Origin of the sequence: Aquimarina hainanensis, assembly GCF_042684685.1 — a bacterium.
Classification (GTDB): Bacteria; Bacteroidota; Bacteroidia; order Flavobacteriales; family Flavobacteriaceae; genus Aquimarina; species Aquimarina hainanensis.
This window is the reverse complement of sequence record NZ_JBHULX010000021.1, coordinates 325978-352852: the sequence shown is the minus strand read 5'-3', so window position 1 is coordinate 352852 and position 26875 is coordinate 325978. Positions and strand designations below refer to the sequence as shown.

Genomic DNA, 26875 nt, shown 5'->3' with positions numbered 1-26875 from the left:
TTGTTCTAAGCAATGATCAGGCTGTAGCAGAAGCTACAGTGGGCAATACAGTTGGGGATAAGCGATATGAGCTAAGCAATCACTTAGGAAATGTAATGAGTGTGATAAGTGATCGCAAGACTGCTACTGTTACAGGAAATTTAACTACCTTTACTCCGGATGTTCTTTCATTTAGTGATTATTACCCCTTTGGGATGCTTTTACCCAATAGACATGGAAACAGTGGAAACTACCGCTACGGCTTTCAGGGACAGGAAATGGATAACGAGATCAAAGGGGAAGGGAATAGTCTTAACTATACCTTTAGGATGCACGACCCAAGAGTAGGAAGGTTTTTTGCTACCGATCCATTGTCTAGAGAATTTACATGGAATAGTCCGTATGTTTTTAGTGAAAACAGAGTGGTTGATAAAGTTGAATTAGAAGGATTAGAAAGTTGGAAATATACAGAGAAGATCAAGCACGATAAAGATGATACAAAAATAGTTGCTGCCACAAAAATCCTCGGTAATATTGGAGCTTATGTTCTTGATGTAATTCCTTACGTTTTTAATAATATAGAAATGTTTGGAAGAGGTGGACCAGAAAAAGTATGGAGATATCATGAAGATATGCTTAATGATTTAAGTACTGGAATAGCCAATGATATGATTGAATCTAAAGTGAGTGGTGAGTTTGATAATGGTGTTGATTACTTAGTAGATAGAGTTCAGAAAAAAGAAGTATTAGAGGTAGGGCTTTCAGTTTTACTGACTAGGCGCTATGGAGCTCCTTCGAAAGCTAAAATTAAAACTTCCATTGCTTTTTCAAGAGTTCAAAAGTATGCAGATCTTTTGTTGGATAGCCCATTTGCAAGAAGTAACTCCAAAATGCCTAGGTCGGTTACAGCAGTTTACGATAGAGTTACTGGAAAAGTTTATTTAGGAGAAAGTGGTGCATTAAAGGCTACAGAGTTAACTCCTGAATTACAAAAATTACTACCGAAGAAGAGTAAGACGGCTTGGCCGAATGTAGAAAATTGCTCTGAATGTCATGCTTTGAACAATGCTTTTAAAGATGGAGCGAAAGCTAAAAATTTAGAAATCCATTCATTAGAGATAACAAAACCTTTAAAAAATCCTAAAGGGAAAATTTTAGAGCCAGGATCTACTAAAAATAATCCGAATTGTAAAAACTGTAAAGTAACAACAAAAACAGTCAAGAGAAATACATCTGGGTAAAATATGAAGAATTTTATAAGATTTAAAAAAGTTTCGATAAGAGGAAGGTTGGCTTACGCTCTAGAATGTATTACAATCTATTTAAACAATAAAGATATTGTTCTAACAAAAGAAATTCAAGAACAATTAGATTTATTTTGGAGTATTAATACTTCCAAAGTAGATATATATAATCTAGAGTTAAAATTAAAAGAGATGTCACCATCATCAATTTTAAATGATACTTATGAAGGGAATTTTAATATGTTAAGTCATCAAGATTATTTAAATCTAAAGTACTTTTATAGTAAACAAAATGATGATACATTAAGACTGTTCTTTTTTTTATCAGAATTAGTATTTAGTAATTTATATGTAGATACTGGGAGTTATGGAGAAGGTTCATTTAACTATTTCATGAGATTTATTGAAATATGTGAGAAAAATAAAATTGATTTTCCTGATAGGAGTGGCATAATGTCGTCTAAATTTAAGCATAATTATGGTTGGGGTAATATACAAGATATTAATTTTTGGAAAAGCTAGCTTTCTACATAACCCCTACCCTGATGGTGCTAGTTTGTCAGAGTAACGGCTACCGCTAGTTTTCAAAACTAGTGGCGGTACAGCAAGGAAATATATAATATATAAATAAAGCTATTTGGTTTAGATACTGGGTAGCTTTTTTTATGCCTTAAAGCGAAGCAACATTTTTATCAAAGAATTCTTTAAACTTCTTTGTGGTAAGCATTTTATCAATGATTTTAAAGATGATAGATTTATCTTCCTTGTCTAGCTTGTCAATCAATTTTAAACGTTCATCTTGTGTTTTATCTTTTTGGGATGCTTTTACCCAATAGACATGGAAACAGCGAAAACTACCGCTACGGCTTTCAGGGACAAGAAATGGACAATGAGATTAAGGGAGAAGGAGACACCCTGAAGGGGTGTCTGAACGGGCTAAAATACGTACAGAACACCCCGTTAGTTGTTTACTACGTCTTATAGGTTGTTAGGAAGATCTAAATCCCTGTTTTCTTTTGTGAAGACTAACAATAAAAGGCGATATTTCTATGTCAAAATCAATGTTTTTGCAAGAATAAAACTCCAAAATTGAAGTGTATGATGTGACTAGGCGTTTATAAATCCCTTGTTTTTTTAAGAAAAAATTAAGAAGACGTTTTTAATTAGACAAATGTATTAAATTATTTAAAATCAATTGTTTAAATGGTTTTTTTGTGTCTGTTTATAAACGAGCATTCCTACTTTTTTAAAAATATGCAAGGGATGAATAATTTTGATCTTGATTAATTATTAAAAATAATATAGAGCACATACATCAGGAATTAATACACATTATAAAAGGGGAGTAGTATTGTTAGAAAATTACACGAGACATTCAAATTTTAATCACAGGAAGTCGGTTTTGGCATCAAATGAGAAGCGCTAAAAGCATTTTGTAAGAGCGTACGTTCAGAAAATCAATCAGGGGATAACAAAATAACAGATCCCGATTGATTAGGAACCATAAAATACATGATGAAGGTGATGTTCCACCACTTTTAGAAGATTAAAGTTGTACAAAGGCAATTGCCGATACTCTTGTGAGAAGAGATAAAACAAGCTTAGCACTGAATCTAAACATTCTTTCCTTGTAGATGCACTGGTGCACTCTGTATTTCAGAAGGTTTTATATGGTGTGAACCATATGACAGATAAAAAAACAGCAGGTATAGGTGAGAAGCCTATGGCTAACATAGTATCTGATTATCAGAAAAGAGAGCAATGACTTTCTTCTAAATAGTATCCGGGATCAAACAATGGTATGCCGGGAGTCAAAGAAGAGAAAAGGAGCTTTAGTATGGTGATGAGAAGTTTAGATGTTAGCAAACAAATACGGTAAAAGGTTTATTAGGTTTTATTAAAATCAGTATGATTCAGAAAATAAGAGTAAGTAAAATTACAAAGGTATTTGCTATCTATCTGGCAATACAATTAGTAGTAACGACAGTACAGCCGCTATCATTATACGCATTGACGAGCGGTCCCTCGCAACCCGAGTTTAATGCTTTTACCCCGATAGGTACTTCAGAAATGGTAAACTTGTCTACGGGAAACTTTAACTATAACATTCCAATAATGGATGTGGGAGGATATCCTTTGAATCTGGCATATGATGCCGGTGTTAAAATGGATCAGGAAGCCAGTTGGGTAGGATTGGGGTGGAATCTCAATGTCGGGCAGATCAATCGGCAGGTACGAGGAATTCCAGATGATTTTAAAGGAGATGAGATGACCTACGAAAAAAATCTCAAAAAACATGTTACAGTAGGACTTAATGCCCGGTTCAAGCCTCAGTTACTGGGAGCAGAACAGCCGGACTATGTTAATTTTGCGTTGGGATTAGGAATGGAGTATAGTAATTATCATGGAATTACATTCAAGCCCTCTTTTGGGCTATCGTTTAATCTTAATGATAACATCTCTACAGGAATTGATTTACAAAGTTCTACGCTGGATGGTGCCACAATCTCCCCTAATGTAAGTGCAAAAAGTAATTTGGCGTGTCTCCAGCATGGAGAGCTGACAGGTGCTTTAAATGCCGGAGTTTCATATAACTCGAATAAAGGATTGTCACAGTTTAATCTGGGGGCTTCTATGGGAGCGACAGGAGTAGGAGAAAATAAGAATAAGCAATTGGTAGTTAGTAATTACTCTCTTGCCGGAGGTTCTTCCGGATATTCTTTTTCACCAGTTACCATTACACCAAGAAAACGAACAGCTTTTAGAGAAAATCACAGTAACTTTTCGTTTTCAGTAGGGCCTGATGTATTTGGATTTGATATCGAAGGGCAGGTAACAGCTTCTGCTTCAGTACAACGGATTAAGGATAAGGTAAAAAAGGAGAAAGCTTATGGATATGAACACACCGGACAAGCAACTCCTCAAGATGTATTAGACTATAATCGAGAGAATGATCGTGAAGTTAGTGAAAGTTTACTGGCACTGCCTTCTATGAATTATACCTATGATTTGTATAGCGTCAATGCACAAGGGGTTGGGGGCATGTTTCGTCCGCATCGGACACAGGTAGGACAGCTATATGATGAATATGTAAAAGATGAGAGTAGCGGGTTTAGTCTGGGAGGAGAAGTAGAAGGAGGAGCGGGATTTCATGCAGGGGGGAATTTTGTATTGGCGAGTTCTAATAGCCATACAGGGCAATGGAAAACCAGAGCCTCTCGTTATTTGAAAAATGAAAATGAAATCGCTTCCGGACAGGCTATAAATAATGAACCTGTTTATTTTAGGTTTGCTGGAGAGGGGAATGTAGACCCTTCTGCCTCTTTATACGAAGAGCGATTAGGAGGAACAGCTCCAATAGCCCTAAAAATAGCAGGAAGTAAGTTCAATAGTTATGCTACCAATACGTATAGAGTAAAGAGATATCACCAGCCTTCATTGACATCAAATTATGAAGAAGAACTTTCGTTTAATCAGCCTTTTAAAAGAGAAAAAAGAAACCTTCGTAATCAGTCGGTGCAAAAACTGACCAGAAAAGAAGTTGAAGGAATTTATAAAGAATCCTATCATAAAACACGGATTAATGATGCGGCGAAGGAACATCATACGGCTGAGATAAGGGTCTTAAAGCCAGGTGGTGCTACCTATGTTTTTGGAGAGACCGCCTATAATACCGATAAGCAAGAGGTGAGTTTTGCTACTGCATCTAATCAGTATGATTGTACTACCGGGATCGTAACGTATCGTCAGGGAGAAAATACAACAGCTAATGCGAGTGGAATAGATCATTTTTATGATAAAACAGTAACCCCGGCTTATGCGCATACATACCTGTTATCAGCAGTATTATCAGGAGATTATGAAGACTTGACAGGTGATGGTCCTACTGATGATGACCTGGGAAGTTATACCCGCTTTGATTATGAGATAAAAGGAGGGAATGCCGGAAATGGAAAGTATCAATGGCGAGTTCCATATAGCAAAGAACCTCGCGAAGCCTCTTTTAATATAGGATTTAATTCTCATAAAAAAGACCAAAAAGCGAACTATCTCTATGGAGAAAAAGAGATTAAGTACGTTAGAAAAATTAGTACCAAAACTCATGTAGCCTTTTTTGACCTGTCTCCGAGAAAAGATGGCAGGGGAGCTGGTGGAGAAAATGGCGGACTTCCTCAGAATGGAGAACAACAGCTCTACAAAATAGATCAGATACGTCTATATGCCAAACCAGAAGCAATTGCAGCAAAAATTCTGGATGATGATGCGACAAATGACTTGCCTGTAACCCCGATTAAAACAGCACATTTTATATATGACTATTCGCAGTGTCAGGGAGTGAAAAACAATCTGGGCGGAGCATTAGATGCCCATGAAATAGATTATATCGACAGTAACGGGCAAAAGAAGAACCTCGGAAAACTAACATTGAAAAAAGTATATTTTACCTACGGAAATTCTAAGATGGGAAAATATACCCCATATACATTTGAGTATAAAGGGTATAATCCTGAGTATAACCTGAAAGCATATGATATTTGGGGAAATTATAAACCCAATACCGGAAGTTGTTCGCCTACAGATCAAACACTTACAGCTCCTGAATTTCCTTACGTCAATCAACAAAATAAAACAGATCAGGATCGCTATGCTGCGGCATGGTCCCTTACTGATATAGGGCTTCCTTCGGGAGGAAGCCTGTCACTTACCTATGAAAGTGATGATTATCAGTATGTACAGAACAAATCCCCTATGCAGATGTTTACAGTAACAGGAGTAGGAAGTACCCCCGCTCCTGCGACTACAACCGAATTAAAAAATCAATTACTGTATAAAGGACCGCAGGGAGAAGCAAAATACCTCTATGTAGCTTTGCCAGATGAGACAAGTACGGATATTAATTTTGCAGCAAAGTATCTAAAAGAACAACAAAGCAAGCCTATATATTTCCGCTTTATGCTAAACATGACAAAAGCAGGAGCCATAGGAAGTAGCCAAACAGATTTTGACTATGTAACAGGTTATTTTGAAAAAGAAGGAAATACTTCTGTCTTTGAGATAAATAATAAGATTTATGCAGCCATTCCTATGAAGTGGAGTGAAATGGAGGGAGGAGTTAACGGGGCAGACCTGGTCAATCCGATTTCTAAAGCAGGATGGTATTTTGGGCGTAAATACATGAACAGGGTTGTATATGATGAATTAGCAGCAGATTACGGAGCTCAGGAAAGTGCAGGGAGTATAGCCAGAAAACTGATTTCCAGTATTGGATCTGTTTCTCAGATATTTTCAGGACCTAATGGGAAATTACGCAGTAGTGCTCATTTATGCGCTCAGCGATTTGTTCCTGAAAAATCCTGGATTCGATTGTCCGCTCCCAAAATAAATAAGTTAGGAGGAGGCGTTCGGGTAAAACAGCTGATCATGAGTGATCAGTGGAATCAAATGAGTGGTGCAGAAACACAGGTGTATGGACAGACCTATGAGTATACCTCAGAGGAAGGAGGGAGTAGTGGAGTTGCTACTTTCGAACCTAATGACAGTGCAGAGAACCCTTTTGTAACTCCATTTTATAACAAAGGCGTTCGCTTGATAGCTCCCAGAGAAACAAGTTATGTAGAAAAACCATTTGGAAAAGCGTTCTTCCCTAATGCCAAGGTTACCTATGGAAGAGTCACAGTAAAAAACCTGAAAAGAGAAGGTATTACCAGACATGCAACAGGAAAAGTTGTAACAGAATTCTATACAACCAGGGATTTTCCTACCCGGGTAGACTATACCAACATTCATAATCAGTTAAGTAGTAACAAGGATCAGGTGCTTCAGAATTTGATCAAGAGCTTTTTAGGAATGCCGGTAACAGTCACTAATGATTTTACCCTGTCTCAGGGATATGTTATCCGTACCAATGATATGGATGGGAAGGAAAAAGGGAGTTACGTATATCAGGAAGGGATGAAAGACCCTATCTCTACCGTAAGAAATATATATCATACCAATACATCAGATGCTACCCAATTAGAAAACAAAGTACCGGTACTATACAAAGACGGACGTATAGAAACCAATCGTCAAATAGGAGTCACATATGATGTAATTAATGATTTGAGAGAGAGTTATTCTTCTTCCAGATCCGCAGGATTTAATGCCAATGTAGCCGTATTCTTTCTGGCGATTATTCCTACTATTTTTCCAACAGATAATACCCATATCAATATTGCACATAGTGCTATTACTACCAAGGTCATTCATCAAACGGGAATTCTTAAAGAAAAAATAGTAACAGATTTAGGAGCTCAGGTTAGGACGACTAATGAAGTATGGGATGCAGAAACCGGACAGATATTATTGACCAAAACGGTCAATGAATTTGATGATCAGTATTATTCTTTTAATCTTCCGGCATACTGGAGTTATGAGAATATGGGGCAGGCATCCAGAAACCTGGGGAATAAAGGAACGTTAACAGCTTCCGGAATTTACTTTATGCTGGCAGATGCCCATAAATATCTGACGACAGGAGATGAATTATTAATTCAATATCTGGATGGAAGAGAAGAGCGTGCATGGGTTGCCCGATTTAATGAATCAAACACAGGAGTGGTTTTACTGGATCATAAAGGAGTGGTCATAAACTCAGAAGGAGGAGCTATCCGATTTAAAGTAATGCGCTCCGGGTATCGCAATTTACAACAGGCAATGATGGGAGGAATTACGATGATGAATCATCCGCTTAAAAATACGAATGGTCAGTGGGTTCCTCGTCTTACGGAGCAAAGCTTTTATCAGGCAGCAAATGGAAATCCGTCGGATCAATTACGAATTGTAAATGCCAATGCCGTTGCATACGATGACTTCTGGAACTGTCCTTGTGAATATGGTTTGGAAAGCATTCCATATGCGAGTCCGGATTCAGAGGAACTGGCAGACCTTCCGGTTGAGGAATATGGATTTAACCCTTATTTATACAATGTAAGAGGAAATTGGAGAGCAGAGAAATCATATGCTTATCAAACAGAGCGAATAGGAGTTATACAAGGAAATTCAACCAAGAAAAACACCCGTAAAGAAGGATATTATAAAGAATTTACTCCATTCTATACACTACAAGGGGATCGTTGGGGATCACATCCCGAAGCCTTGAATCAATGGGCTTTTGCCAGTGAAATAACCCAGTATAATGCATTTGGGACAGAGTTAGAAAATAGAGATGCATTGAATCGTTTCTCATCTGCACAGTTTGGGTATAATCATACACTACCGGTAGCAGTAGCTTCTAACAGTAAGTATCGCTATATGGGGGCAGACAATTTTGAAGATTACAGCTTTCTGAATACAGATCAAGGTCATTTTTCCTATAAAGAGCCTGTTACAGAAGACGGTAATGAGGGGATTCAGGTATCTACGGATCATGCTCATACAGGAAATACCAGTTTATTAGTTCCAACTAATAATCAGGCAGGAGTTACTACACAACTTCAGGGAGAAACCATCCCGGATAATGATTATGATGATGACGGATGGAATAATGATGAAGATAATTGCCCATTTACTTTTAATAGTGATCAGGCAGACTATGATAAAGATGGAATCGGAGATGTATGTGATGATACCGCAGAACCTATTATTGTGAGAGAATCAATCCAAAAAACAGGACAGTTTGGAAGATGGAGAAAGCAAGCAACTTTTACAATCCAGGGAACACCTAATACCGAAGTCGTATGCAAAATTACGGTGAATAATCAAGGTTATGAAGGAGGTTGGGTATATGTGAATGGATGGCTGGATACCGATAGATGGTTTAACAGGGATAAAATGGAATTTACCGTCACTTTAGACCCTACCGGACGTGCTTTTATTCAGTTTGAGGCGAGAGCACATCGGGCGACAGATAGTACCGGAGCCTTTAGATGGGCCACTATTCCTAATAGAATTAATCTGGACTTTAGAATTCTTGGGGTGATCCATGCTAATAATGTTCAAACTCCTGTAAGTAGTAGTGAAGTGATACAATTGGACCCAGTCGGATGGAAAAGCCATGGGGGAGGACAAGGACTTTTTAGTATTCCTGGAGAATAGCGATTTATTGAAAATATTCAATTAGTCTCATAAGAAAAATACCAAACTCTATTTGATAAAATAATAATAGATACATGAAAACAATATTCAAATATTTTCAACTTGTATTCCTTTTTGCGTGGATGACAGAGGGATATGCAGATGATATAATACCCACGTATCCAAGTCAGGCATCATGTACTGTCTCAGAAACAGAAAAACAAGCGTTACTGGATTTTTATACGGCGACAGATGGTGCAAACTGGAAGAATACTCGTGCCAACAATAAGGCTTGGAAGTCAGACATTCCCATATGCGATTGGCATGGAGTCACTGTTACGAATGGTCATGTGACCAGAATTAACCTTCCGAATAATAATCTTAATGGCGAAGTTCCTTCAAGTATCTCTAATCTCACAAAACTATCTTATTTGGCACTTAACACCAATAGGGTATCAAAATTACCAGAAACTATTGGGAATTTATCAGAATTAAGAACCCTGGCATTAGTGCGAAATAACCTGACTACTCTCCCAAATGGGATCGTGAATTTACCGAGGATTGAAAGTCTTGTTTTTAGTACAAACGGGTTGAGCAGTTTACCTGCTGGAATAAATAAGCTAACGACACTCAAAGGGTTGAACCTTACTCAGAATAAATTTTCAGGAAATATTCCAGAAGAAATTTTTGAATTGGTAAACCTACAGACATTAACAATGCGACAAAATAAGCTGTCAGGAGTAATTTCTCCTAAGATAGGAGCGCTAAAAAGGCTGAATCATATCGATATAGGGTTTAACAATTTTACGGGGGCTATCCCCAAGGAAATACAAAACCTGACATTACTGACTACCCTCAAAATGGATAACAATGCTTTGGTTGCAATTCCTGATGAAATTCAGGCTCTCAAGGCGATGATAACGTTGGAGCTTAGCAAGAATCAAATAAAAGCAATTCCTAATGGGATCACCAGGCTTCCTAGGCTTAAGTTACTGTATTTGTCCAATAACAAAATACAAGGTTCTATCCCTAAAGATTTTGTGAATAATACTGCCTTGGTAGGGATTTATTTATCATTTAATGAATTAAGTGGAACGATTCCTTTGGAATTAGGGAATATGCCTTCTTTAAAAACATTGACGGTTGATAATAATCAACTAACGGGAACGGTTCCAGAGAGTTTAGCTGCGAAACTGAGCGGTTTTAATTTTCATGAGAATAAATTAGAAGGAAGCATCCCTTACTTTACTAAAAGTGATCTTAGATCATTCTCTTTTTATGGGAATAAATTTGTGTTTTCTGATTTTGAAAATAATCATGTTAGTTATAAAAACCGGGCCAGGAATAATTATCGGTATGCTCCTCAAGCTAAGGTAGACCAACCAGTGAGCAAAACAATAGATGCCGGACAAACGATCACCTTATCAAGTACGGCGTTGACAAGTCCTAATAATAGTTATCAATGGTATAAAACAGTTGGAGGGACTACCACAGCCATTACAGGAGCCACTAATAAGAACCTGGTTATTTCTAATGCCAGTACAGCGGATGCCGGAGTGTATCATTTTTTAGCGACAAATAGTATTGTTACAGATCTGACATTAGAGCGCCACCCGATTACCTTGACAGTCATTGAAGATACTTGTGGAGTTTCTGAAGTGGAAAAGCAGGCACTATTAGACTTCTATACCGCTACCGGAGGACCTAACTGGAAAAATACAGTAGAAAATAACAAACCCTGGGACCCTGCTATTCCTGTATGTGATTGGTATGGAATAACAGTGACCAATAGAAAAGTAGTAACGATCCATCTAAGTAATAATAATCTTTCTGGACATATTCCTTCAGGAATTGAAAGGTTGATTAATCTGAAAACACTCCGTTTAACATACAATAGTGAACTATCTGGAGAAATACCAATATCTATAGGGAAATTAGAAAACCTTAGAACACTTTCTTTGACTAATAATAATTTGTCAGGAGCGATTCCTAAGGAATTAGGAAGTTTAACAAACCTTACTCGATTAGTTCTAAATAGTAATAATCTGACGGGAACAATTCCTGTAGAACTAGGTAATTTAAAAAAGATGGTTTCCATGCTAATTAGAGCAAATAAACTAACTGGGGTTGTACCTAAAGAATTAGCAACAATCGATGGATTATGGGAGCTGTTTTTGGATGGAAATGAGTTGACGGGAAGTTTGCCTTCTGATATAGGAAGACTTACTAATCTTAATCACCTTTCTTTATCTAATAATAAATTAACGGGAACGATTCCTGTAGAATATGGAGGATTACTAAAATTGACATATTTAGCATTGTCTAATAACAAATTATCGGGTGTAATACCATCAGAAATTTTTAGTATTCAGAGTTTGGAAAAAGTTATTTTGGATCGTAATAGTTTTGAAGGGAATATTCCGTCAGGAATTTCAGAATTACCAAATTTAGAGCGATTATTGATAAATAATAACCATTTCGAAGGAAAGCTTCCAAAAATAAATTCCTCCTTACTTCGGTATTTGCATATTCAACATAATGATTTTGTGTTTTCTGATGTAGAAGATGATCAAGTATATTATAAAGAAAAGATTCAAACTCGCTACATATATAATCCTCAGGCAAAAGTGGATCAGATAGAAGCTAAAAACGTTAGTATAAACCAATCTATTACTTTAACAACGTCAGATTTAACAAGCCCTAACAATAGTTATCAATGGTATAAAACCGTGGGAGGAACCACCACAGCGATAACAGGGGCTACAGATAAAGAGTTGACCATTTCTAATGCTGATATGACAGATGCCGGAGTGTATCATTTTTTAGCGACGAATTCAATAGTAGAGGGTCTGACATTAGAGCGTCACCCGATTACCTTGACAGTCATTGAAGATACTTGTGGAGTTTCTGAAGTGGAAAAGCAGGCACTATTAGACTTCTATACCGCTACCGGAGGACCTAACTGGAAAAATACAGTAGAAAATAACAAACCCTGGGACCCTGCTATTCCTGTATGTGATTGGTATGGAGTTATAGTAAATAATGGAACAGTAACAGGATTAAACTTAGGGAGGAACAATTTGTCAGGAAACTTAGTATTAGCTCCCTTAGCTTCATTGCCAGAATTAAGTCATTTGAGCTTAGGAATCAATAATCTGTCAGGAGAGATTCCTATGAGTGTCGAAAACTTATTCAAGCTCTCATATATCAACCTAGAAAGTAATAAACTAACAGGAAGCATTCCCGAGGTATTGGCAGATTTAAAAAAATTAAGTTTTATATCGTTTGCCAAGAATCAGTTAACGGGAGAAATCCTTCCTGAATTAAGTGCATTGCCAAATTTAAAAAACTTATACTTAAACAATAATCAATTAACAGGAGGCATTCCTAATGACCTGGGTATAATAACGAATCTGGAATACTTGGATATAAGTTTTAATAAGTTATCCGGTAGTATTCCTAGCTCATTAGGACAACTAACAAAATTAAAATGGCTAGCGGTAAATAACAACCAATTAGAAGGTGTACTTCCTGCTACACTAGGGCAACTGGTAAACTTAAATCGTTTATATGCATCCAATAATCAGTTATCAGGAGAACTTCCGGTAGCGTTAGGAACGCTTACTGCCTTGAATATTCTGGATTTAGCAAACAATAAGTTATCCGGTAGTATTCCGGGATCGCTTGGAAACCTGACTAATTTGACCAATGTATATCTTAATAAAAACGAGCTGTCAGGCAATTTACCAGAAGAATTGACGCGATTGACCCGATTAAAACAATTATTTCTACATGATAATAAACTATCAGGAAAAATCCCTGCTGGTTTTACCAATATAAGTTTTGTAAAATTATTTTTTAATACCAATCAATTCGTGTTTTCCGATTTCGAATCAGAATATACTACTTACAAACAGAGAATTCAGTTTTTTGAATATGCCCCGCAAGCAAAGGTAGATCAGCCGGAGAACCACATAATTCAGCTAGGAGGGGAGATTATATTAACCACCACTGATTTGACCAGTCCTAACAATAGTTATCAATGGTATAAAACCGTGGGAGGAACCACCACAGCGATAACAGGGGCTACAGATAAAGAGTTGACCATTTCTAATGCTGGTATGACAGATGCCGGAGTATATCATTTTTTAGCGACGAATTCAATAGTAGACGGTCTGACATTAGAGCGTCACCCGATTACTTTGATCGTGAAAGAGCCTCAGGATTGTAGTGCGCTTACTTGTGAGGAGGTTATCGTAGATGCGTTAAATTTTGTAAAGAATAATAATGGGATTACTAATACTCAAGTACCATTTGTACTAACAGATGTTCCTTCGTTTTTTGATACTTGTATTGATGAGTTTTTTAAGATAGGACAAGAAGATACTTTGGTTTGGGAAAATATCAATGGACTAAATTATAGTTTTGTTCTTAGGTTAAATGATGCCATTATTTTTAAAGTAGATAGCTCATCACCTGCGATGTATAGTGAATCAATAGTGTCTTTTTCGGCAATTAATGTTGCGAATACATATCAGGAAATTGTATTTATTAATACGGACGGAGTAGAAACAATCATGCGTACTAAGGGATTCGAAATCAATTGTAATCCATGTACTGATTGCCCGGTAGGCTTTGATTTGTGCCTGGGAGGGAATACCGAAGAATATCCGATTGTCTATAATTTGATTCCACATGGAGATCATATCAACTGGTATCTGACAGAAACAGGAGGAACACCATTAGAGGATAACACCCCAATTTCTACAGAGGCAGAAAACCCGGGAGGGGTTATTTATTGGTGGGACGATACTACGGATGGGTCTGATACTCGAATACCTCAGGTAGTTACGGTAAGTACCAACCTGCCAGAAGTAGAGGAATTTCAGATATTTTCGGCAGGAATGCAAGCCACCATTGGAGACTTACAAGCTACAGGAAATAATATCGAATGGTATTTACATCCAGCAGAAGGAAACCCACTTCCTGCAGATACCCCTTTAGAGCATTTACAAAGTTATTTTGCTCAGGGAGCCGATGCTACCTGTCGAGCTGCTGTAGTGGTAATGCTACAGACAGACACCCCACAAGGAGACGGGTATCAGACACTTTGTAAGGGAGCTACTTTGGCAGATATTGTATTACAGGTAGCTGCAGGATCCTCTATTAAGTGGTATAATCAGCGCACAGGAGGTCAGTTACTTCCTGCTACTACAGCATTAGTGCATGGGGTTACATATTATGCGACCCAATTAGATCAATATGGAGGAGAAAGCGAAGATAGAAAAGAAGTAACAGTCAATATTATTGAAGTATTTCCTCCTTATGTACCTTCTACAGAACAAGTGTTTTATGCCAATCAATCTCATACCATAGCAAATTTATTGGCAATAGGAAATGGGATTCGTTGGTATGATCAGGAAGAAGGAGGAATTGCTTATGCACCTACTGAGACATTAGTAGATGGACAATATTATTACGCTGCACAGCAATCCGAAGCCGGTTGTACAGGAGACAGGCAGGCAGTATTGGTTCGTATTCTGGCAGAAGAAGCCCCTACCTTATTCGGGTGTGAAAAGTTTAAACCCCGTATTGGAGATCGATATGTGGTTAATGCCTGGGTACGAGAGCAAGGAGTTACTCCTGTAAACCCAGATATCAGAGCATTTAATGATAGTGAAATAAGCCAATTATTTGTCGAGTTATTAAATCATTTAAAAGATAAAGTACTTAGTGCTGATTCAGATATATATCATATTCCAGCCATATATATACCACATAGTGAAACCGCAAACCTGAATTTTGATCCTATCGTATCTTATATAAAAGATACAGAAATTGACGAGCGAAAATTAACCGTCTATAATTTCTCTTTGGAGAAAGACACCTATGGTCGTACGATTGGTTTTTCTTTTTTCTTAAATAAAAACCAAACAGCAAAAATAATGTACCAATCCCCCAAAGTAAGAAAGAGGGGAACTCTGGGAGGAGTAAGTATTCTTGATTATCGCTATCCCATCAGAGATAATGCAGACAACATACGAATAGATTTTACAGATGTAAAAGTAGTAAATGACCAACTTCAGCTTATATCCGATTTTGAGATGAATAATGCAGGAGCTTACTCGACCTCATTAACCAATCATACCGATGTGGTTTCAGGAGTTTCCCCGGTAGAAGAAACAGTTACTTTCTACGAATATGAAGAGATTCCGGGGTATCAGCCAATCACCTATATGAACGCACTGGTGGAGATACAATATAAAGATGCTAATGAAACGGTTATGGAGGCAGATAAACTGGTATTTATTCCTAAGGGACCTGTTATTGATGGATGGCAGCAAGTTTCTGGAACTTTTGTGATTCCAGTAGCAGCACATCAGATGACGATGTCACTAAAAAATATAGCCTCGGATATTAATGTGTACTTCGATGATATTCGTTTTCATCCCTATGATAGCTCTATGAAAACATTCGTATATGACCCGATAACACAACGATTAATGTCAGAATTAGATGAAAATAATTTTGCAACCTTCTATGAATATGATGCAGAAGGAGGATTGATCCGGGTGAAGAAAGAAACTGCCAAAGGAATATTTACAATTCAGGAGAGCAGATCAGGAAACGTAAAAGCAACAGACTAATAAAAGAACAAGCGATGATATCATTATATAGATATATCCTCATGCTCACATTACAAGTAACAATTGGGTGTTACAGCTGTTTTTCACAGAAAAGTGCAGCGGCAGTGTTAGCAGATTTTGAGAAAAACTACACGACAAATGATTCCTATGATTTGGCATTGGTATATACTATGTATAAGGGATTTACAGGTCATAAAATAACAGAGCAATATAAAGGAAGTTTGTACAAGGAAGGGACTACTTTTCGTATGACGGCTATGGAAAATGAAGTGGTTCAGTTTGATAAGAAACAATTAAACATAGATCATCAAACGAAGCAAATATATATAAGAAATAAAGTAAAAGAGGTAGAAAACCCAACCCATATTGTCAGGTTACTACAATATTATGCACCGGTAACAATGCAGACAAAAGCAGATCGCTACATCATAGAAATGGCTATCAAAAACAGCCAGTTACCGCTCCCTTTCCAGAAAATGAGGTTACATATCCACAAAGAGACAAAAATACTATTGAAACAAACATTGTTTTTTGCACAGAAACAGGCATTTGTAACAACCGATGGAAATGAATTAGACACAGCTCGACTCGAAATAGAGATCGAAGAGCAGGCATTGGAAAAACGAGTTTCACCGATTACACTTTCAGACTATGTTATCACTGGAAACTCAGGATATATAGCTGCAGACAATTACAAAAATTATAACATAATAGATCAAACCAATCGATAGCACACTATTATTATGTACGATACGAAACATTATTTTAACCGCATTTTTATAGGATTTTTTATCCTGCTTTTAGGACCGTTTAGGCTTCTTGCTCAGGAAAAAGAAACGTTTACACCTGATCAGATACAACAAGCACATCAGGGGCAGACCTCTTTAACATATACTTCTCCCTTACTGGAGGCACCTCAGACAGTAGATGAAGATGTATATGGATATGTACGTTTGGAAATAAACAAGGACACCCCTCCGTATACCCGTTATGACTTCTCAATAACTTTAGAAGTGCAGCAAGTACTTGCTGATGGACGTATAGCGACAGATGTAGAAGTACATAAATTAACAGTAAAAAACAATCGAAAAGGAGGTGCAGGACATCATATTGCTCAAAAAGCATGTATTCTTAGGGGAGCATATGGTGCTGTTGTAAATATACGTACCTATTCCTATAAAGACATTGCCAATGGCGGTATGGTAGATACAGAAGGAACCATTCCGGCAAATATTCAGTTGACGATAGGGCATGCCAAAGAACGTTTTGAAACGCTATCGACAACTCCTCCACTGGTATCCACCCCTGTGATACATAATAAAGAAATACAATTTGCATGGGAACCAGTAGCAGGGGCTAAAGCATATGAACTGGAATGGACCTGGATAGATAATTACGGAACACAACATACAACCCCTTTAGGAGCAGATCAGATAGCTCTGTCAGAAAAAACATTTCGTCAGAATAATACCAGGGTTCGGGTATCCGGTAGAACCTACCGTATTCCTTTGGTATACGACAAAGGATATTTAATATACAGAATTCGGGCAGTTGGTCATTTTTTGGAAGATACAAACCGGGAGAGATATGGAATGTGGAGTAGTGGAGACATACCAAAAAATACAGTAGCAGACTGGCCACATACTTATGAAATAACAGCGGAACATGAAGCGGCTAAAAACTGGCAGTTCCAGACTTCCTATGCAGAAGAAGGAAAGAAAAAAGAAGTGGTAAGTTATTTTGATGGAAGTTTACGTAATCGTCAGACAGTTACTAAAATAAATACAGATAATCATGCGGTGGTAGGAGAAGTAATCTACGATGCACAAGGAAGGGCAGCTGTAGAAGTATTACCCGTTCCAACAGCAGATGAAAAATTACAGTATTATCAGAATTTTACACGAACACATTCCGGGCAGGCTTATACATATGCCGCTTTTGATAAAGACACTCAAAATAGAATTGATACCCCTAATGACGATAAAAGAATGGGCACCCAGTCGGGAGCTGCTCAATACTACTCATCAGAAAATACACTTACGGATCCCTTTAGAAACAGGGTGCCGGATGCCAAGGGATACCCTATGTCGCAAATCGAATATACAGCTGATAATACAGGACGTATCCGAAGAAAAGGAGGAGTAGGTGAAACACATCAGTTGGGGTCAGGACATGAGATGGAATATTTTTATGGGGTTCCTGAACAAAAAGAATTAAACCGCTTGTTTGGATACTCAGTAGGAAAAGCTTCTCATTACAAGAAAAATATGGTGCTGGACCCTAATCGTCAGTTAAGTATAAACTATATAGACCCGGAAGGGCGCACGATTGCTACGGCCTTGGCTGGATATAGCCCTGATGCTGTGATCGGATTGGATGATGAGAAAGATGAAAGTGGATTACATAAGCAGTTATTAACAGATTTATTAGGGAAGATCAGACGAACTGATACAGATACAGCCGAGGATAATAATAATTTGCAGAATACAGGCAATTGGGGAGAAATAAGAGATAGATTGATGTATGCGGCCAATAAGATGGCGGTGCATCAAGAAACCAGAAAGTTTATGTATGCCCTTACTCATGATCAACCAACCTTTATTTTTGAAACTGCAATAGGAGAAAATCAAGTATGTGAAGCGCATTATCCAATGGCATATGAGTTATCGATAGATATAGTAGATGAGGAAGCAAATAGCTTGATGCCTACAGCAGTTGATCGTATGCCGATTATTTTGGAAGGCACAGCATCCAATGGGATAACATTAGACCCTTTAGAGGTACCAGTACAGCGAGGAAGTTTTGCCATTAGTAAGGCACTAACGGTACATAAGGATAAGTTGCAAGAATATGCAGATGCCTATATCGCCCGGTTACAGAATCCGGAAGATCCATGCTATGTAGCACCTACCAGTGTTTATACGACCCCTTTGTTATTAGATGGATGTTTCAGTACCTGTGAAGAATGTACGGATAGTTTGTTGGCAGGACATGCTTCAGTAACGGTTGCCAGACAGGCATATGTAGAGGAAGAAATAGCGAGTTATGATCCGGCACAGTTAGCACTACTAACCGCAGAAGAAAGAACACAGTTAGAAGAAAGTCTCGCTAAACAATGGGATCAGGCATTGGAAGCCTGTAATGCTCCTTGTGCTGATGGAAGTGTAGGCGCAGATGAAGATACTACAGGGTCAATTAGTTGTCAGTCAGCCAGACAACAATTATTGCAAGATATGAGACCTCTGGGACAGTATGGAGGAGAATTGCAGGCAGGGGGTACTAATTTGATTACTGTTTTTAACGACAATAATCGATTGTTAAGCACCCGATTAACAGAAGAGGTACATAATAGCTGGAGAAACCCCAGACATGATATCTATGATTCCAATCCTACATCAGGGACAGCATTATATACCGCTGGACACTATTATGACAGAGAAGGTACCATTAGCTATGTAACAGTGCAGCGAGAAGTAACCATTACACAAGATGGAGAAGAACTAATCAATTATATACCAGAGATAGTGGAAGGAAGCCCTCTAGAGGAAGATGCTGATGACCCTTCTAAAGCATATGTAGAACCTCAATACCTCAAAGAAGTAGCAGATTTTTTGCATCCTGACAGATGGCAGGATAGCTGGGCCAATTCTTTATTGGTATACCACCCGGAGTATGAATATTTACGTTATAGTCAGGCTGTGTGCGACCTAAAAGTAGCTAAGGCGGGAACAACAGATGTCTTTTTTAATCCTGATGGGTATGATACATATCTGCATTCGATTACCAGTTTTGACGAAGCAGTGCAGAAAGGAATGTTATCCGCTACGGCAACTACTTTATCAGATCAGGACCCGTATTTTTCAAGAGCACTTTCAGGAGGCTATGAAAGTAATACACTTTTTACTGCCAGAAAAACAATTATAGAAGAAGCGTTGACCAGTAATTATGACGGATCTAATGCCTCATTGATGTCTTCTGTATACAAAACCATTGCATGTAATACCTTACAGACATGTACGGTACCGGCAACTACTGCAGCTATTTTTGGAGCAGTAAGTAATTTGCAAGAAGAGCAGAGAAACAAATTTTGGAATTCCTATAAGACAAATTACATCGCGGTAAAACAACGTATTCTGTCTACATTTAGAGATGCGTATGCAATGAAAAATGGGTTTTACAATGGATGTATTGGGGTGTCAGAAGCTCCGGCAAGTATTATTACCCGATTAGATACCTATCACTATACAGCAGTATCTGCTTTGCAAACCTATCTGAACGGAACAACAGATGCCCTATGCGAGTATTCCGAAGTTACTGCCTATAGGCATAAGCAAAAACGTTTTGAGCCTACTGATATGTATTATAATTCCGGAGCAAGTATTGAGACCGTACTTGCTGATATGGAAGAACAGATTAACTACAATTATTATATCAATACCGGAGTATGTCCATTAGCAAGAGATTTGGAAATGTACTGGGAAGGATACTTTATGGCGATTAATGAGCAAGGGATTAGTCCGGTATCTGCCTATGAATATCAGGGGAACTATTTTACAATTGCCTTGTATGAAGAAATGGGAGGTGTCTTTCCTGCGAGTGAGGCTGTACAGATCGTAGGGTCGGTTAGCGGGAACCAATTAACCCAGCAACTACAGGTAGGAACCGTAATAGAAGGAGCGACACATACACTTAATATTCCGTCAGGGCTTAGTTGGAACGATTATGGACAGGGATGGCACATTACTCATATAGGAAATATATACTCCGTGTATAATGCTTCTCAAAAGAACTTTTCCTATCAGCTAGCAGCAATGATAGAAGATCAGGGAGTACAGAAAGAAATTATTGTATCTGGAACCACAGAGGCTCGTATCGCCGAATGTAGTGTTGGAACTCCGAATGGGGTGGGAGTGTTTTTAGGAGCAGGAAATACCTGGGATGAGACAGGAGACTGTAATATAGAAAGTGCTGTGTCAAAAGTATTACCTACCTTATTAAATGAGCTGATCTCTTTAGGACAACTTAATGCAACCTCTTATGAAATAGGTCAGTTAACAGCATATGCAGATAGTTATCTGGCTCAGTTTTTTGGTACAGGAAGCAGTGTGCTTTGGAATACAGAAGGAACAGGAGTCTATACAATTACTGTAGATGGGGTAGAGAAAATGCGATGGAATCTGGACGAATCATTTCCGAATCAGGGAGAAGTCAGTGCCGTTAGTTTTGGCCTGCAAGAAGGGGTGTCCAATACCATCATAGGGCAGACCGTACAAATTACCTGGGCAGGAAAAGAACTTACGATTGCAGGAAGTGCAGGAGAAAATGAAGAACGCATTCTTAACTTTTTGTGTTGTGGGGATATAAATGATCATTTGAGTCCTGCGAATCCGATATGTATTGATGATTCTCTGGAACAGCGATTTGGAGAGGATATAGTTATTCTTATTAATAAAGCATTATCAGAAGAGATATTAATATCAACAAATGAAAATAAGCTTTTGCCTATTAAGGGATATTTGGAATATACTGAGTTTCTGCAAAAGTTTTTGACAGCTAATACAGCTTATCATTGTGAGAAAAATCCTCGAAATAATTGTAATGATAGAATAGATTATTCAAATCAAAATCATGTGTATTTACATTTTAATAGGTACGGGAGGAATTTATTATTAGGGATTTGGTTTTCAGATATACATTTTGTGAGTTTTAATATTACTGGAGGAGTTCCTAAAGATAATTTTGAAAGTGTAAGAGAAATAACAAGAATAGAAAGGGTTAATGACTATAGTAATTTCAGGATTTTTTATAAAAGTAAAGGGAATGACGAAGAACTTTCAATGTATTCTAGATTAGTGCAAGCAAGGATGGATATTCCTATTGTTTCCCATTTTAGAGAAGTTTCATTTGATTGTGAACTATTAGATAAATATTTACAGGTACCCTTACAAAGAGAGCCTGATAATCTTGACAATATAGATGTATCTGTTTGTCTAGAGAATGATATTATAGAGAATCAATTAGAAGAAGTATTAAAGAGAGTGTTTAATGCACAGTTAGAAGCAACCCGAACAAATACAAATGTTCCAGATACAGTTTTTGATGAGTTGTTTTTTGATGAACCAATTAGACTTAATGATCGTTTTAAATACATATTAGAACCATATTATTCCACAGCTAATCATTTGATTGATAAAGGACTTATATATCAAAATGAATTTGATAAGTATAGAGGGTATTCTAAAGATGATTTATCAGGGGGAGTAATTGGATTTTCTAGTACGATTTCCATTGATTTAATATCAGGGCAAGAACCATACCAGTCACTTTTATATCTTAATTTATGGTTTGAAGAAGACTTTTATGATGTAGAAGAAATTCTTGATCTACGAATTTTAAGGTCAGGTGATACTCATTTGAATTATACTAGTGTAGGAGGAAGTATGTTAGCAATTGAATATCGGGATATTCATGGAATAACTCATCTGGCTAAAAATGTACAGTTTTCAATCAACCGGTCTGAAGTAGGTTTTAGTGAACCCTTTTCTAGATTTCAATTTCAAATACCATTATGTGAATTACTATCGGTAGATATAAATACTGTAGCGAGCAGAGCTGAAAGTACAACTAAGGGAGAAGTTCATTTTAATGAAGTTGAACAAACAACAGGTATAGAAGAAGTAGAGGTTCCTGCTCCGCAAAAAACAGTATTTACCAGAGTTTCTCAAACTACTTTTGCTACACGAGTTAATGCGTCTTGTGAAGAACCTTGTGTCCCACAACCACTACCTCCGGTTAGTTGTACGGGTGCTTTCGCTACCTATGAAACTATTTTACAACGTATAGGAGATACCGAACAAACCTATACTCAGGAAGATTTTTGTAAGTACCACCTAGGGTATTTGGTCTCAGATTATAATTATTATTTACAGCGTTTTAATGTCCGGGATACTCAATCCTTATTTTATATGACGATTATGGATTTTGGAGCTACAGATTTTAATTATGGCTATAGCGATATGGAATCTGTAATCAATGCCTATAAAGTTTATATAGATGGAACAACTGCCGACAACAGGGATTCCTGGAGAGAATTTACAACCAGTCATTTACTGGCACTACAAGCTACAGGAAGCTGTATCCCGGTTCCGGATCCTTTCCTGATCGATATGGGAGGAATATCAGCACCTGATCAGGAGCCTAGTTGTGAAAAACTGACCAAGAGTATTCATGAGACGTATATGCAGGATACTTATGAGGTGTATTTGGAACAGCAACGAGCTCGGTTTATCAAAGCCTATATTCAGCAGGCAACTGCAGGAGTCGTAGAACAGTTTGATATGGAATATTTTGATAAGGAATATCAATATACACTGTACTATTATGATCAGGCAGGAAACCTGATACAGACCGTACCTCCTCAGGGAGTAGATCGATTTACAGATGAAGAATTAGAAACAGATTCGGGAAGTGGATCTCTGAATGATCGTATTAATAGTTATCGGGCTGCTAATACCGAAATAGAAGATGCTTCTTTATTACCGGATCATACATTGCAAACGCAGTATACATATAATGCACTAAATCAATTAGTATGGCAATCTACTCCGGATGGAGGAGTCACCCGATTTGCCTATGACCCTCTGGGACGTATTATTGCATCTCAAAATGCAAAACAGTTAGCAAGTAATACGTTTAGTTACTCAAAATACGATGGACTAGGAAGAATAGTAGAAGCAGGGGAGTTTGTACCCAAAGTACCAGTTGCGATTACAGGTACTACCGGAAAATTAGTGAATACAACGACCGGAGAAGTGGTGTCATTGCAATCGTATCCGGATGCGATTTCTGATATCAGACATGAGGTAACCCGAACGCGATATACAGAACCGGTAAGTTATGCAGCTGATATTTTTAATACAATTCCTGTATTGGATGAAACGGTTGCTGCTACAGCACGTAATCGGGTAACTGCCGTTTTCTATTATGACATTTGGAAAGATGATACAACCCGGGAGCGCAATTATCAACATGCGACGTATTATCACTATGATATTCATGGAAATGTAAAAGAACTGGTACAGCACAATAGATTATTGGCTTTGTCTCAGGAAGATCCGTTTTCCGGGATAAAACATGTAGAATACGAATACGACCTGATCAGTGGGAATGTAAATAGGGTTGTTTATCAAAAAGGAGCAGTCGATCAGCTGATCCATCGATATACATATGATGCGGATAACCGGATTATTGAGGTAGCGACCTCTACCGATGGGTATCTGTGGGAGAAAGATGCAGGATATGCCTATTTTGCTCATGGTCCATTGGCACGTACGGTATTAGGAGAAGAACAAGTACAAGGACAAGATTATACCTATACCCTGCAAGGATGGTTAAAAGGAGTTAATTCGGATATGCTGAATTCAGAAAATGACCCGGGTGCTGATGGAGTAGCACAAACGGCTAAAGATGTATATGGATATGCATTGGGATATTTTGAACAGGATTATCAACCCATTGGTGCGATCAATGCATTTGTAAAAACAGCTGCAGCAACCCAGAACCCGGCAGACCTGTATAATGGGAATATCAAGCAGATGACAACAGCACTGCTGAATCATAAAGAAAAGCCCAAAGGATTACAGTTCAATCATTATCGATATGATCAGCTAAACCGAATTAAGTCCATGCAGGGGTATGATATTGCCGGAGCAACAGTAGCAAACTATGCGAGTTCTTATAGTTATGATCGCAATGGAAACCTACAAACCCTGAACCGAACGGCAGTAAACAAAAAAGGGAAACCGGTACGTATGGATGAATTGAGTTATACCTACAAACCGAATACAAATCAGTTGGATCATGTTACAGATGCAGTTCGCAGAAAGAAGTTTAATGATATTACCACTCAATCAGCAGGGAATTATACCTATGATGCTATCGGGCAATTGACCAAGGATGAAGCAGAAGGAATTACAGCCATTACATGGCGGGTAGATGGTAAGGTTAAATCAATAACCAAATCCGATCAAACCCGAATCCGATTTGCATATGATGGATTAGGAAACCGAATTGCCAAGATTGTAGCACGCCCGAATAAAAAAGAAAAAGTAACTACCTATGTCCGGGACGCACAAGGGAATGTAATGGGGGTGTATACGACGAATGAATCCGATCCGGAGCAGATTTCTGCTCAGAAGAAAGTAACACTGACAGAGCATCACCTCTACGGAAGCAGCCGCTTAGGACTGGAAGAAAAGAAGGTACGAATAAAAGCACAACCAGCAATGGCTCCAAGAAAAGTAACGCAGAAGTTAGGAGATAAACGTTTTGAACTAAGCAACCATTTAGGGAATGTGCTGAGTGTGGTTTCTGATCGAAAAATCACCGGTACTGGATCAACAGGTCAGATCCTGCATACATATGATTTTACCGGTTGGGAGCGGATACAGGATTACAATGACTGGAATCCATATGGACCAGCTGTCATTACCACTACTGATGATGTACTGCATGCAGCAGTTGATGATGCCAGGGAAGGAATTATCCATACGATGCTTACCGAACCAGGGAAACAATATACTGTGGCATTTGATCTGGAATTACTTACCTCCCCCGAAATACGAGTGGAAACCGAAGTTTTTGGAGAACTGCTTACTCATATGATTATTCAGCAAAGTGGAAGACATCAGATTTCTTTTACGGCGACTCAGGTAGTAACCAATATCAGTTGGGCACGAACCAGGGATAAAGATGAGGTAGTAGATACTTTTATCTTGGATAATGTAACAATTACGACTTCTGACGAAGTAGATAGTGATGTAAAAAATAATAATGTTATCTTTACAGCAGACGTTCTTAGTTATAATGATTATTATCCTTTCGGCTCTTTGATGCCTGGGCGTCACGGGAATTCATCTGACTATCGCTACGGATATCAAGGTCAAGAAATGGACAATGAGGTTAAGGGTGAAGGAAATAGTTTAAATTATAGATTTAGAATGCATGATCCGAGAGTGGGGAGATTCTTTGCAGTTGATCCGTTAGCTAGTCAATATCCTTATAACTCTCCTTATGCTTTTGCCGAAAATCAGGTTATTTATGCAGTCGAACTCGAAGGTTTAGAGAAAAGAATTATCATAAATAATAATCTTCATGGGTATGATAAATCGAAAATTTTTGTTGTTGAGCCCAAAGATTTACAAAATGAAACACATGAATATGTAAAAAGTTATTTGAGATTTGCTGAAGGCTTAAAGCAATTTGGTCTTATTGATGAAGGTACAGATTTACATCTTAAATTCATAGGTGCAAAAACGGAAAAAGAAGGCGGAGATTTTGTTCACTATGGTCAACACGAAGCTATTTGGACTATTGGTGGAGAGACAATGAGAGTACCTCTTGACATTCCATATGATGCAACCCATATAGAAGGATCAAGTTTTATTGATTATCCTTTAGCTCTAGTAGGTGGGGGATTGTATACGAGAATGTTTAGGGGAATTACCCAAAAGACAGTTGCGAATACAGCTGTAGGTCAAATGTTTAAACATTTTTACGGTACTACACGAGGTAGACTCATTGAAAAGCTAGCAGCACAAACTAAGTATAAAGGCTGGCAATGGTTAGATGATATATCTTCTAATTTTCCAACTTTTGATTTTATTAAGGCGGGTACTTTCTCTTCATTTAAAACATTTAAAGGAAATAGTTTTCCTTTGACTACCTATAAAGGTTATATTAATAAAATCAAGGATAAAGTTACAAATGGCTTTAAATTCAAAGGCGTTACTTATTCTCCTAAAGAAGGTGTGTTAGATATTTTAGTTCCTGAAAATATTGTCAAGGAATTTACCAAAGAAGGAGGGAAATTTTATGATAGTTTTCAAAAATTAATTAAGCACGGTGCGGAAAATGGGGTTAAAGTAAAAGTTAGCTCTAAATTGTAGACAA

6 protein-coding genes are annotated in these 26875 nt (G+C 37.8%); all 6 read left to right on the top strand.

Annotated elements, in window-relative coordinates; genetic code table 11:
• Positions 1-1220, top strand: a 1220-nt coding sequence (locus ACFSTE_RS12165; protein WP_378298160.1) for an RHS repeat domain-containing protein, incomplete at its 5' end; no start/stop codon positions are given.
• Positions 1221-1223: 3 nt separating this feature from the next.
• Positions 1224-1745: a hypothetical protein gene (locus tag ACFSTE_RS12160; protein WP_378257134.1), complete on the top strand. Its 522-nt coding sequence runs from the start codon at positions 1224-1226 to the stop codon at positions 1743-1745.
• Positions 1746-3131: 1386 nt separating this feature from the next.
• The gene (locus ACFSTE_RS12155; RefSeq protein ID WP_378257132.1) at positions 3132-9299 is read left to right on the top strand and encodes a hypothetical protein; all 6168 of its coding nucleotides are present in this window, start codon (positions 3132-3134) and stop codon (positions 9297-9299) included.
• 74 nt (positions 9300-9373) lie between these two features.
• Positions 9374-15925 carry a leucine-rich repeat domain-containing protein gene (locus ACFSTE_RS12150; protein ID WP_378298158.1) on the top strand — a complete coding sequence of 2184 codons (6552 nt, stop codon included), beginning with the start codon at positions 9374-9376 and terminating at the stop codon, positions 15923-15925.
• Positions 15926-15939: 14 nt separating this feature from the next.
• Positions 15940-16656, top strand: a complete 717-nt coding sequence (locus ACFSTE_RS12145) for a hypothetical protein (RefSeq protein ID WP_378257126.1) — start codon at positions 15940-15942, stop codon at positions 16654-16656.
• 12 nt (positions 16657-16668) lie between these two features.
• Positions 16669-26871 carry an RHS repeat-associated core domain-containing protein gene (locus ACFSTE_RS12140; protein ID WP_378257124.1) on the top strand — a complete coding sequence of 3401 codons (10203 nt, stop codon included), beginning with the start codon at positions 16669-16671 and terminating at the stop codon, positions 26869-26871.
• Positions 26872-26875 lie beyond the last annotated feature (4 nt).

Coding starts and splice junctions, on each gene's coding strand:
- ACFSTE_RS12150 (WP_378298158.1), top strand. CDS start 9,374: ATGAAAACAATATTCAAATATTTTCAACTTGTATTCCTTTTTGCGTGG.
- ACFSTE_RS12140 (WP_378257124.1), top strand. CDS start 16,669: ATGTACGATACGAAACATTATTTTAACCGCATTTTTATAGGATTTTTT.
- ACFSTE_RS12145 (WP_378257126.1), top strand. CDS start 15,940: ATGATATCATTATATAGATATATCCTCATGCTCACATTACAAGTAACA.
- ACFSTE_RS12155 (WP_378257132.1), top strand. CDS start 3,132: ATGATTCAGAAAATAAGAGTAAGTAAAATTACAAAGGTATTTGCTATC.
- ACFSTE_RS12160 (WP_378257134.1), top strand. CDS start 1,224: ATGAAGAATTTTATAAGATTTAAAAAAGTTTCGATAAGAGGAAGGTTG.